Origin of the sequence: Pelomonas sp. SE-A7 (assembly GCF_030345705.1) — a bacterium.
In the GTDB taxonomy this organism is placed as follows: domain Bacteria; phylum Pseudomonadota; class Gammaproteobacteria; order Burkholderiales; family Burkholderiaceae_C; genus JAUASW01.
In genome coordinates, this window is sequence record NZ_JAUASW010000003.1 from 134240 (window position 1) to 145923 (window position 11684).

The 11684-nt window shown below is 67.7% G+C and carries 13 protein-coding genes; 9 read left to right on the forward strand and 4 right to left on the reverse strand.

Going from position 1 to position 11684, the window contains the following annotated elements:
* Window positions 1-4: 4 nt before the first annotated feature.
* Window positions 5-1129: a TRAP transporter substrate-binding protein gene (locus tag QT382_RS18575; protein WP_289255610.1), complete on the reverse strand. Its 1125-nt coding sequence runs from the start codon at window positions 1127-1129 to the stop codon at window positions 5-7.
* A 206-nt stretch (window positions 1130-1335) separates the two neighbouring features.
* Between QT382_RS18575 and QT382_RS18580 the strand changes: the two genes are divergently transcribed.
* The 7 genes from QT382_RS18580 to QT382_RS18610 all read left to right on the forward strand — a co-directional run bounded on the left by QT382_RS18580 (window position 1336) and on the right by QT382_RS18610 (window position 7203).
* A complete protein-coding gene (locus QT382_RS18580; RefSeq protein WP_289255611.1) occupies window positions 1336-2400 on the forward strand; it encodes an alkane 1-monooxygenase in 1065 nt (354 codons plus the stop codon).
* A gap of 83 nt (window positions 2401-2483) precedes the next feature.
* Window positions 2484-3038 (forward strand): cytochrome b, encoded by a 555-nt coding sequence (locus QT382_RS18585; protein WP_289255612.1) that lies wholly within the window; start codon window positions 2484-2486, stop codon window positions 3036-3038.
* 17 nt (window positions 3039-3055) lie between these two features.
* Window positions 3056-3667: a YceI family protein gene (locus tag QT382_RS18590; RefSeq protein WP_289255613.1), complete on the forward strand. Its 612-nt coding sequence runs from the start codon at window positions 3056-3058 to the stop codon at window positions 3665-3667.
* 61 nt (window positions 3668-3728) lie between these two features.
* A complete protein-coding gene (locus QT382_RS18595; RefSeq protein ID WP_289255614.1) occupies window positions 3729-4298 on the forward strand; it encodes a YceI family protein in 570 nt (189 codons plus the stop codon).
* A gap of 203 nt (window positions 4299-4501) precedes the next feature.
* Window positions 4502-5917, forward strand: coding sequence for a sensor histidine kinase (locus QT382_RS18600; protein ID WP_289255615.1), 1416 nt, complete (start codon window positions 4502-4504; stop codon window positions 5915-5917).
* Complete coding sequence (locus tag QT382_RS18605) at window positions 5914-6357, forward strand: hypothetical protein (protein ID WP_289255616.1); 444 nt, start codon at window positions 5914-5916, stop codon at window positions 6355-6357. The genes QT382_RS18600 and QT382_RS18605 overlap by 4 nt, the downstream gene beginning before the upstream one ends.
* A 9-nt stretch (window positions 6358-6366) precedes the next feature.
* Entirely contained in the window at window positions 6367-7203 is an 837-nt protein-coding gene (locus QT382_RS18610; protein ID WP_289255617.1) for a LytR/AlgR family response regulator transcription factor, read from the forward strand.
* 22 nt (window positions 7204-7225) lie between these two features.
* On the opposite strand, the gene QT382_RS18615 is transcribed toward QT382_RS18610, so the two are convergent.
* Complete coding sequence (locus tag QT382_RS18615) at window positions 7226-7618, reverse strand: YciI family protein (protein ID WP_289255618.1); 393 nt, start codon at window positions 7616-7618, stop codon at window positions 7226-7228.
* Window positions 7615-8268, reverse strand: a complete 654-nt coding sequence (locus QT382_RS18620) for a lysoplasmalogenase (protein ID WP_289255619.1) — start codon at window positions 8266-8268, stop codon at window positions 7615-7617. Before QT382_RS18620 ends, QT382_RS18615 begins: the two co-directional genes overlap by 4 nt.
* Before the next feature lie 61 nt (window positions 8269-8329).
* On the opposite strand from QT382_RS18620, the gene QT382_RS18625 reads away from it, so the two are divergent.
* Both QT382_RS18625 and QT382_RS18630 read left to right on the forward strand, forming a co-directional pair.
* Window positions 8330-9001, forward strand: a complete 672-nt coding sequence (locus tag QT382_RS18625) for a hypothetical protein (protein ID WP_289255620.1) — start codon at window positions 8330-8332, stop codon at window positions 8999-9001.
* Window positions 8998-9603, forward strand: coding sequence for a hypothetical protein (locus QT382_RS18630; protein ID WP_289255621.1), 606 nt, complete (start codon window positions 8998-9000; stop codon window positions 9601-9603). The genes QT382_RS18625 and QT382_RS18630 overlap by 4 nt, the downstream gene beginning before the upstream one ends.
* A gap of 1 nt (window position 9604) precedes the next feature.
* Here the strand turns inward: QT382_RS18630 and QT382_RS18635 are convergent, their stop codons facing one another.
* On the reverse strand, window positions 9605-11683 hold the full coding sequence (locus tag QT382_RS18635) for an ATP-dependent helicase (protein WP_289255622.1): 2079 nt from the start codon (window positions 11681-11683) through the stop codon (window positions 9605-9607).
* Window position 11684: the final 1 nt, after the last annotated feature.

The following is an 11684-nucleotide window of genomic DNA, read 5'->3' on the forward strand; positions in this document are numbered from 1 at the left end:
CTCATCAGCCGCGTCTGCCGAAATAGTGGTTCCAGGCCATCTTGAAATCAACGAGATAGTCGTTCTGCCACTGGCCGGCGCGCTGGGCGAAGGCGCGCTGGCTGTCCAGCACCTTCTTGAACAGCGGGTTCTCGGCCGACTTCTTGGCGATCACCTTGTCCCAGGACTCCAGCTGGTTGCGCAGGATGGCGTCCGGCGTCTTGTAAAAGGCCACGCCGGCCTTCTTCAGCTCGGCATAGTCGCTGGAGTTGCGCTCGATGGCTTTCCAGCTCATGTCGGCGCTGGCCGCCTGGACCGCATAGTCGATGATCTTCTTCAGCTCGGCCGGCAGCGCGTTGTACTTGGTCTTGTTGAACAGGATCTCGAACTGTTCGGTGCTCTGGTGGAAGCTCTGCAGCATGCAGTTCTTGGCCACGTCAGGGAAGCCGAGCGAACGGTCGCTGGAGGCGTTGTTGAACTCGGCTGCGTCGATCAGGCCGCGGTCCAGGGCCGGCACGATCTCGGCACCGGGCAGCGGGTTCACCGCCGCGCCCTGCTCGGTGTAGAGGTCCACCGCCAGACCCACGGTGCGGAACTTGATGCCCTTCATCTGCTCCAGGTTGGCCACCGGCTTCTTGAACCAGCCGTAGGGCTGGGTCGGCATGGGGCCATACAGGTAGGACATCACATCCATGTTGATGGCCTTGTAGATCTCCTGCAGCAGGGCCTCGCCGCCGCCGTAGTAGTGCCAGGACAGCAGCATGTTGGGGTCCATGCCGAAGCCCGGTCCCGAACCCCACAGGGCCAGCGCCGAGTTCTTGCCGTAGTGGTAGGCCACCACGCCATGACCGCCATCCAGCGTGCCCTTGTTGACCGCGTCCAGAAGCTGGAAGGCCGGCACGACCGAGCCCGAGGGCAGCACCTCGATCTTGAGCCGGCCGCCAGCCATCTCGTTGACCTTCTTGGCGAAGTCGTTGGCGTACTCGTGGAAGATGTCCTTGGCCGGCCAGGTCGACTGGAAGCGAAGGTTGACGGTCTCGGCCCGCGAGATCATCGGCGCGGCCAGGGCGCCGGCCGCCGCGGTGCCGGTGGCGGCATGTTTCAGAAAGCGCCGACGCGAAGCCGGTGCGAGGTCTTTCTTCTCACTCATCACGGTCTCCTTGGTTCGTTCTCTGCGTGCTTGCGCCACCGTGCCGTCGAGCCGGCCCGGGCGCCAAGTCGAATATCAAAGCCGCTACCGGCAGCGGCAAGTGGGTAAACCCGGTTGCACGGCCGCGGTGCCGGATCGCGTTGGCACAGTTGCCCCCGGGCCGGCGCTCTTGACGCCAGTGCGCAGCTCGCGCATCGTCGCCCGCCATGAACGAACGTCGATGGCGGGATCCGAAGCGCTGGTGGTGGCTGCTGTCGCCGGCCCTGCCCTTGCTGGTCGCCTCGCACCTGCTGCGCTTCATCGAGTCCGGCCAGACGCGGTGGCTGTTCCTGATGAGCCTGTTCATGTATGGCGTCGTGCCGCTCATGGATGCGCTGCTGGGGCTCGACAAGGGCAATCCGCCCGAGTCGGCCACGGCCGAGCTGGCAGGCTCGGTCTGGTACCGCGCCATCGTGGTCGCCTATGTGCCCTCGCAGCTGGCCGCCACCGGGCTCGGCGCCTGGATTGCGGCCACGCTGCCGCTGGACGGCTGGCAATGGCTGGGCCTGGTGCTCAGCGTCGGCGGCATCAATGGCATTGCGATCAACACGGCCCATGAGCTGGGCCACAAGCAGCCTCGCTGGGAGCGGGCCCTGGCCCTGGTGACGCTGGCGCCGGTGGCCTATGGCCATTTCTTCGTCGAGCACAACCGCGGCCACCATCGCCGCGTCGCCACCCGCGAAGACCCGGCCAGCGCCCGGCTGGGCGAGAGCTTCTGGGCCTTCCTGCCCCGCACCGTGCTCGGCAGCCTGCGCTCGGCCTGGCAGCTGGACCGCCGCCAATGCCTGCAGGCCTGGGCCCTGAGCCTGGTGCTGTACGCCGGTCTGGTGGCCTGGCTGGGCCTCGCCGTCCTGCCCTTCCTGCTGGTCCAGGCGGCCTATGGCATCTCGCTGCTGGAGGTCGTCAACTACATCGAACACTACGGCCTGCTGCGCAGCCGCGGTGCCGACGGCCGGGTCCAGCGCTGCGGGCCCGAACATTCCTGGAACTCGGACCACAGGGTGTCCAACCTGTTCCTTTACCAGCTGCAGCGCCACAGCGACCACCATGCCCACCCGGGCCGGCGCTACCAGCTGCTGCGGCATTTCGACAGCAGCCCGCAGCTGCCCATGGGCTATGCCGGCATGCTGCTGCTGGCCTACCTGCCGCCCTTGTGGTTCCGGGTCATGGATCCGCGGGTGCTGGCCCATTACGGGGGGGACCGAAGGCGGGCCAACCTTCAAATCATCTGAACCATGGCATCAAGCCCGGTGAACCGCCGGGCCCCGGCGGCGGCCGACACTGGGTCCATTCGCAACCCACCCCGGACCGCCTCATGCCGCAGCCAGCCACCATCGCCCCCGAGCAGCGCTACAGCCTGCCGGCCATGGTCCTGCACTGGCTGCTGGCCCTGGCCATCGTCGGCGCCTTCGGCGTGGGCCTGTACATGACCGGCCTGCCGTTCTCGCCGGCCCGGCTCAAGCTCTACAACTGGCACAAGTGGGCCGGCGTGAGCATCCTGCTGCTGTCCGGCCTGCGCCTGCTGTGGCGCCTCTACCGCCAGCCGCCGGCCGACCTGGTCATGCCCGAGTGGCAAGCCCGCGCCGCCCACTGGACCCATGGCCTGCTGTACGCCCTGTTCTTCGCCGTGCCCCTGGCCGGCTGGGCCTACAGCTCGGCGGCCGGCTTCCCGGTGGTCTGGTTCGGCCTCGTGCCGCTGCCCGACCTGGTGAGCCCGGACAAGGCACTGGCCGACAGCCTGAAACTGGCCCACAAGCTGCTGGCCTATGGCCTGGGCCTGCTGGTCCTGGCCCATCTGGGCGCCGCCCTCAAGCACCATTTCGTCGACCGCGACGGCTTGCTGCAGCGCATGCTGCCGGCCTTTCGCTGAACCCTCGGAGACCTGAGATGAAGACCCTGTCCACCGCGGCCCTGGCCCTGGCATCCGCCCTGGTGATGGCCACCGCCGGCGCCCCCTGCGCCCTGGCCGCGCAGGCCAAGCCGGCCGCTGCCGCCGCGGCGCCGGCCCTCCAGGCCGCCCAGAGCGAGTTGCTGTTCGTTGCCAAGCAGATGAATGTGCCCATCGAGGGCCGCTTCAAGCGCTTCGACGCCCAGCTGAGCTTCGACCCCAGGAAGCCCGAGGCCGCCAAGGTGGCGTTCACGATCGAGCTGGCCAGCGCCACGCTGGGCGCGCCCGAATTCGATGCCGAGCTGGCCAAGGCGCCCTGGTTCGACAGCAAGCGCCTGCCCCAGGCCCAGTTCCAGAGCACGGCCGTCAAGGCCCTGGGCGGCGGCCGCTACGAGGTGGCGGGCAAGCTGAGCATCAAGGGACTGAGCCGCGACGTCACCGTTCCCCTGGCCCTGGCCCAGGCCGGCGGCACGACGACGGCCAGCGGCGCCTTCCTGCTCAAGCGCCTGGAATTCAAGATCGGCGACGGCGAATGGGCCGACACCTCGATGGTCGCCAACGACGTGCAAGTGAAGTTCAAGCTGGCTTTCAGCGGCATCGCACCGCTGTGACCAAGCACCCAAGCCCCCTGTTGTTCCCCTCCTCCTCCAGTTCCACAAGGAAACCCGCACCATGCTGAAGAAAGCCCTCGCCCTGGCCGCCCTGGCCGCTGCCGGTCTGGCCCAGGCCGAAACCGCGACCTACGCCATCGAGCCCAGCCACACCTACGCCACCTTCGAGATCCCGCATTTCGGCGTCTCGACCAACCGCGGCCGCTTCGAGAAGAAGGAAGGCACGGTCACCATCGACAGCGCCAGCAAGACGGGCAAGGTCGAGATCAGCTTCGACATGAACGGCATCAACACCGGTTCGGCCGGCTTCGACAAGCACCTCAAGAGCGAGGACTTCTTCGACGTGGCCAAGTTCCCCAGCGCCAAGTTCGTCGGCGACAAGTTCGTCTTCAACGGCGACAAGGTCGTCGAAGTCGCCGGCCAGCTGACCATGAAGGGCAAGACCGCCCCGATGACGCTCAAGGCCAGCAACTACGGCTGCTACATGAACCCGATGTTCAAGCGCGAGGTCTGCGGCGGCGATTTCGTGGCCACCATCGACCGCACCCAGTGGGGCGTGGACTACGGTCTGGCCTGGGGCTTCGCCAAGGACGTCAAGCTGGTGATCCAGGTCGAGGCGGTCAAGCAGTAACAAGCCCCCGACGGCGTCCGTCCGTGACGCAGTTCACAGACCAAGGCCCGCCCTCCCGGCGGGCCTTTTCATTGGGGTGCCACCGTGCGCGCGGCCTGTCGCCGATTAATGCAGCTGGTCACGCGGCTCGCACGGCGCATCGCCCGGGCGTCGAGCGGGGCGGCCAGGCTGCGTACAGTCCGGCCCAACGACAAGGTTTTCCCATGAGCGCCACCCTCCCCACCAACCCGACCCCCTACCAGCGCTGGCAGCATTTCTCGGCCCTGGCGCTGCGGGCGTTCCACCTGTACGCCGGCTGGCTGGTGGGCATCAGCTGGAAGCGCTTCACCCTGCTGGCCGTGGCCCTGATCATCGGCGCCAACGTGCTGCAGCATCTGCCGCCGTTCAATTTCCGCTGGGAATCGGGCCGCGAGGAGATCCTGCCCGACCTGCCCAAGATCCCCAAGGCGCCCAAGCGGACCAGCGACAAGCTGCCGATCAACGTCGACAAGCCCATCCACTACGAGATCAGCATCGACGACAAGGGCCTGCGCATCGAGCCCCGTCAGGCCCCGGCCGGCAGCGCCAGCGGCGCCTCGGCACCGACGCTCAGCGAAGACGAGCTCAAGGACCTGCCCAGCATCGCCATCGACCTGCCCAAGGGCGTGGACCGTGCCGAACTGCGCCGCGCCGTCGAGGAAACCCGCAAGGCCATCGAAGAAACCGTGCGTGACGCCCGCCAGCGGGCCCGCGAACAGGCCCTAGACGAGGCCCGCGACCAGCTCGAGGAAGCCCGCTCGGCCATCATCGAGGCCAACCGCCACGAGCCCCGCTACCGCATCTTCTACAGCAAGCTCGGTGACTTCCTGGATGAGCTGGCCTTCCTGATCGTGCTGTCCTCGGCCGTGATCAAGGCCATGTACAAGAGCCGCATCGTGGCCGAGTTCAAGGCCGCCAAGGCCACCGAAACCGCCGAGGCCGAGTCGCTGAAGCGCCAGGTCGTCGAGGCCCGCATGGCCGCGATGCAGGCCCAGGTCGAGCCGCATTTCCTGTTCAACACCCTGGCCTCGATCGACCACCTGATCGAGACCGACCCGGCCCGCGCCTCGCAGATGCAGAAGAACCTGATCGCCCTGCTGCGCGCCTCGATGCCCACCATGCGGGAAGCCAATGCCACCGGCGGCGTGCGCGAACTGGGCCGCGAGATCAACGTGATCCGCCCCTACCTGGAGATCCTCAAGGTCCGCATGGAAGAGCGCCTGCAGACCGAGATCGACGTGCCCGAGGGCCTGCTGTCGGCCGAGTTCCCGCCGATGATGATCCAGGGCCTGGTCGAGAACGCAATCAAGCATGGCCTGGAACCCAAGGCCGAGGGCGGCAGCCTCAAGGTCAAGGCCGAGATCGTGCACGGCAAGCTGCAGGTCACCGTGGCCGACACCGGCCTGGGCTTCGGCCGGGCCGCCACTTCGGGCACCGGCGTGGGCCTGGCCAATATCCGCGAACGACTGTCCCTGCTGTATGGCAGCAAGGGCACGGTCACCATCACCGAGAACCAGCCGAGCGGCACCGTGGTCACCATTGCCGTGCCCTACCGCAGCCGATCGGAAGACGAACCCAAGAGCGAAGGAGCGAAAGCATGAAGCGCGTGTTCCAGATCTTTGCCGTCATCGCCCTGCTGGCCCTGGTCGCGGCCGTGTCCGGCGGCCTCAGCCTGTGGCACCACATCGGCAGCCATCCCGACATGTCCATCAGCATCAACGGCGACGAGGTGCTGCTTGGCTCGCTGGACATAGGCGACCTGGTCGGCGGCATCATCGGCCTGGCGGTGGCGGCCTTCGTGGTCCTGATCGTCGTGCCCCTGGCCCTGCTGCTGGGCATAGGCCTGCCGCTGCTGATTGTCGGCGGCATGATGGCCATAGGCGTGCTGGCCGTGGTCGGCATAGGCGCGGTGGTGTTCTCGCCCCTGCTGCTGCTGGTCGGCATCCTGTGGCTGGCCCTGCGCAGGAAGCCGGCCAAGACCACCACGCCGCCGCCACAACCGGTGACAGCACCGACCGAACCGACGCTGGCACACGACTAACATCGGCCCATGAACGACACCGCCCCCCCCAAGCAAGTGCGCGCCGTCCTGGCCGACGACGAGCGCCTGATGCGCGAACAGCTGCGCAGCCGCCTGACCGAGGTCTGGCCCGATCTGGACATCGTCGCCGAAGCCAAGAACGGCCTGGAGGCGGTGGAGCTGGTCCAGGCGCACAAGCCGGACCTGGTCTTCCTGGACATCCGCATGCCGGGCCTGACCGGCGTCGATGCCGCGCGCCAGATCGCCCAGTTGCCGGAGGACGACGACTGGCTGCTGCCGGAGATCGTCTTCATCACCGCCTACGACCAGTACGCGGTCGAGGCCTTCGAGCAGGGCGTGGCCGACTATGTGCTGAAGCCGGCCGAGCGCGAGCGCCTGCAGGTGACCGTGGAGCGGGTCAAGAAGCGCCTGGCCCAGCGCCACAGCAACGAGCCCGTGCCCGACGACGGCAAGCCGGCCCAGCCCATGCAGCAGCTGCTGCACAAGCTCTCAGGCCAGCTGAACCCCAGCGGCATTCCCAACTACCTGCAGTGGATCCAGGCCACCGTGGGTCAGACCATCCAGATGATCCCGGTCGAGGACGTGCTGTTCTTCATCAGCGACGAGAAGTACACCCGGGTGCAGACCGCCAGCGTCGAGGCCCTGATACGCAAGCCGATCAAGGAACTGGTGGACGAGCTGGACCCCAAGCTGTTCTGGCAGATTCACCGCTCGACCCTGGTCAACGTCAAGGCCATCGCCGGCATCACGCGCGATTTCCGCGGCCGCCAGCTGGTCGGCATCAAGGGGCTGAACGAGAAGCTGGAAGTCAGCCGCAGCTACACGCACCTGTTCAAGGGCATGTAAGCAGGCGGGAAGCCGCCTCGCTTCAGCGGCGGCGCGGCGCCGGCTGCAGCGTGCCGCCGTAGAACACGCTGAACTCGTTCAATTGGTAGGCAAAGGTGCCAGCCTTGACCGACGGGTCCTGCCTGACCATCTCATGGGCGGCGGCCTCGTTCTCGGCCGCCAGCACCACCAGACCCACTTCCCCGTAACGGGCGCCCATCACCAGGCTGCCCTGGTCTCGCAGCTTCTTCAGGTTGGCCGAATGGGCACGGACCTCGGCCTGCTCCTGGTACGGCTTGTTCTTGTCCCAGCCCGGGCCGGTACGGAACTCGACGGCGAACAGCGGCACCGAAGCCGCCGGCGCCGAAGCCGCTTGCGCCATCGCCAGGCCCGAGCCCAGGGCCAGCAGGCCGGCCATCATCAGACGCTTCGTCATGGTTTGCTCTCCTTGGCCGATGGCGCCAGCCAGCCGGCAATGCACCACTGCGCGGCCCAGTAGGTCGGCAGCACCATCCAGGCCGCCCAGGGCAGCGGTCCGGCGAACTTGTTGGCCGCCAGGCAGGCGTCCGACACCACGAACAACAGGCCGCCCAGGGCCAGCAGCCGGTTGCGCGGCGTGTCCGACAAGCGGGCCAGCACGGCCGTCTGCGCGCCCATGGCACTGAGGCACAGGACATAGGCCACCACCGGCGCTTGCAAGGCAGCCGGAACGCCGGCCCACAGCTGGCTCAGGATGGCGCCGGCCAGCAAGCCGTAGAAGACGAAGGCCCAGGGCCAGGCCGCGAATCGCTGGTGCCGGGTGAAGGCCCAGAGGTAGCAGAGATGGGCCAGCAGGAACGACACCAGGCCCGGCAGAAAGCCCTCGCGGGGCCACAGCAGGGCCACGTCGCCCGCCAGCGACGCGAGCAGGCCGGCCCGTACCCACAGCCGCGCCGCATCGCCCTCGCCGCGCGGCCAGGCCCGCCAGAGGATGAGGACCGTGGTGAAAGGCTTGAGCACGAAGAACAGCGCCGTGGGTGCCCCCAGCTGCGAGCCGAGGATGGCCGCGAGGGCGCAGACCAGGATGAGCGGATTGAGCCATTGCATGGGTCCAATCTGAGCATGCGACACTCTTCGCCCCAACGGTAAATGCCCTGTGAATCGACCGATGAAGACCCTGAGCAAGCTCCTGGCGGCTCCTTGCCTCGCCCTGATCCTGTCGGCTTCCGCGCTGGCCGCCGACGCCACCGAAAAACCCGCGCCCTGCACGCCCACGACCCTGGCCTGGCACTGCCCCGGCTACCTCGAGCTGCGTGAAGACAAGGTCGGCAACGCCGCCAGCCTGACCTGGTTCGAGACCGATGAAGTGCTGGCCGAACGGAGCAGTGGCCAGGAGCGGCAGCGCTTCATGATCGTCAAGCCGTCCAATCTGATGCTCTATCAGGGCGTCGGTGTGATCAACCTGAGCGCGCCGGCCCTCAATCCGTTCAACCGTTTCGACCAGGTCTTCGCCGAGGCGATGGGCGCACTGCGCCGAGCCTTCGAAACCGGCCCGTCGTCCGTGCCCCTGGGTGAAAGCCAGCGCGAGGCCCAGCTCGACGGCAAGCCGGCCAAGCTCAAGCTCACGCGCAAGGGTGGCAGCCCGGTAATCGAGTTCGAGCTGTCCCGCCCGGACGGCAGCATCCACAACGGCAAGTGGGACCCGCGGCGCCCCAAGCCCTGGGACGCGGCGATCACGCTCGAGGGCTGGACCGACGCCCGCGGCAACGCGGCCCCGGCCTCGATAGGCGCGGCACGCCAACCGGCCCAAGCCGCGGCCAAGCCGGCCAGCCAGCCTTGAGCCCGCGGCTCGGCTCGCTGTTGCTGGGATTGCTGCTGGGCTTGGCGACGATCTGCGACGCCGGCGCTGCCGACTGCGCGCCCGCCGAGTTGCACTGGCAATGCGTAGGGCAGATCAGCCTCAGCATCGACTCGCGCACCTTGAGCCTCGCGCTGGACGCGCAGGGCAATTCGCTGGCCGAGATCGCCCAGCCCGGTGAAACAACCAAGCGCCACCTGCAGCTGGTCCGGGACGGGCGTTCACTGGATGCGGGCCTGAGCGCCGCGGAGCAGGCGCGGCCCTCGCCCTTCTTCTTCTTCGACCAGGTGTTCGCCGCGCCGCTGATGGCCTTGCACCAGGCCTTTCCGGCGGGCCCGGCCACGGTGCCGGTCGACCGCCGGCGACAGGCAATCCAACTGCCACAACTGGGCGGTGCCAATGGCCAGCTGACCAGCTGGCGCGAAGCCGGGCGCATCCACTTCATGCTGCAGTTGGACCGCATGCCCCTGCAGCAGGGTTGGTGGGATTCAACCCGGGTCGCTCCGCTGGCCTCGCTGGCCGATCAGCCCGGCTGGCTGCCCAGCCGCGGCCCAGAACCACTGACTCAGCCTTCGAGGCCCTGAGTCAGCCCTTCAGCTGCTGAGCCTGCGCCGCCGCGCTGGCCGCGGCCTTGGCGGCCAGGGCCTCGCGCATCTTCTTGAGCTTCTCTCGCGGGTCTTCCTTGCCCGACCCTTCATGCAGCTTCATCTCCAGGATGAAGCGGCTGGGGATGCCCATCACCAGCTCGCGCGCCTTGCGGCGGCGGCGCAGGGTGCTGACCGCCAGCGTCTTGCGGGCGCGGGTGATGCCGACGTACATCAGGCGACGCTCTTCCTCCAGCCGCTGCGGGGTCATGTCTTCACCGTCGGCCTTGAAGGGCAGCAGGCCCTCGTTGACGCCGGCCAGGAAGACATGGGGCCATTCCAGGCCCTTGCTGGCATGCAGGGTGGTCAGCACGACCTGGTCCTGGTCGTCGCCGCGCTCGGCCATGGAAAGAATCACGCTGATCGTCTGTGCCACCTGCAGCACGGTCTGCTTCTCGGTCTCGAACTTGCCGCCGTCCTCCTGGATCTCGCCGCCGCAACGCTTGGCCACCCAGTCGACGAAATCGAGCACGTTGTTCCAGCGCGCGGCCGCGACCTTCTCGTTCTCCTCGTTGTCGTAGAGGTGCTGCTCGTAGGCAATGGCCTTGAGCCACTCCAGCAGCAGGACCTTGGCCTCCTGCGAGCCGGCCGTGTGGCGGGCCTTGTATTCGAGCTCGTTCACGTAGCGGCCGAACTCGTGCAGCGCCGTGATCTGCTTGACGCTCAGCGCCGTGCCCAGGCTCTCGGCGAACAGGGCCTCGTAGAGGCTGCACTTCCACTTGGCCGCGAAGCCGCTCAGGCCGGCGATGGTCTGGTGGCCTATGCCGCGCTTGGGCGTCGTGACCGCGCGCAGAAAGGCCGGGTCGTCGTCCTGGTTGACCAGCAGGCGCAGCCAGCCGCACAGGTCCTTGATCTCGGCCTTGTCGAAGAAGCTCTGGCCACCGCTGACCTTGTAGGGAATCTGGGCCCGGCGCAGCGCCTGCTCGAACGGACGGGCCTGGTGGTTGGCGCGGTAGAGGATGGCGAAGTCCTTGAACTCGATGCCGGCGCCGCCCTGGCCACGTATCGCCTGGATGCGCGCCACGGCACGCTCGGCCTCGTGGTCCTCGCCGTCGCATTCGACCAGGGACACCGGCTCGCCATCGCCGAATTCGCTCCAGAGCTTCTTCTCGAACAGCTTGGGGTTGACCGCGATCACGTTGTTGGCGGCGCGCAGGATGGCGCCGGTGGAGCGGTAGTTCTGCTCCAGCGGTATGACCTTGAGCTGCGGGAAGTCCAGCGGCAGGCGCTTGAGGTTCTCGATCGTGGCGCCGCGCCAGCCGTAGATGCTCTGGTCGTCGTCGCCCACGGCGGTGAACAGCGCCCGGCCGCCGACCAGCTGCTTCAGCAGGTCGTACTGAACGGCATTGGTGTCCTGGTATTCATCGACGAGCACGTAGCGCAGCGTGTCCTGCCATTTGCCGCGCGCCTCGGCATCCTCGGTCAAGAGCTTCAGGGGCAGCGAGATCAGGTCGTCGAAGTCCACTGCCTGGTAGGCCGAGAGCCGCTCCTGGTAGCGCTCCATCACGACCGCGGCCACGCGTTCGTTCTCGTCCTTGGCCTGGGCCGCGGCCTGGTGCGCATTCAGGCCCATGTTCTTCCACAGCGAGATGGTCCATTGCCAGGAGCGCGCCTGGTTGGCATCGACGGTGCCGCCGGCATCGCGCAGCACCGACAGCACGTCGTCGCTGTCGAGGATGGAGAACTGCTCCTTCAGTCCGACCCGTGTGCCTTCTTCGCGCAGGATGCGCACGCCCAGCGAGTGGAAGGTCGAGATCGCCAGGTCCTTGGCCGCACGCGGGCCGACCAGGGCCTTGGCCCGCTCGCGCATTTCCTGCGCAGCCTTGTTGGTGAAGGTGATGGCGGCGATGTTGCGGGCCGCATAGCCGGCCTGCAATAGCCGCGCGATCTTGGTCGTGATCACCCGCGTCTTGCCCGAGCCGGCACCGGCCACCACCAGGCAGGGACCGCTCAGGTGGTGGACCGCCTCCAGCTGCGCGGGGTTGAGCGTGGCGGCGGCATCGAGAGGCGGGGCGGACATG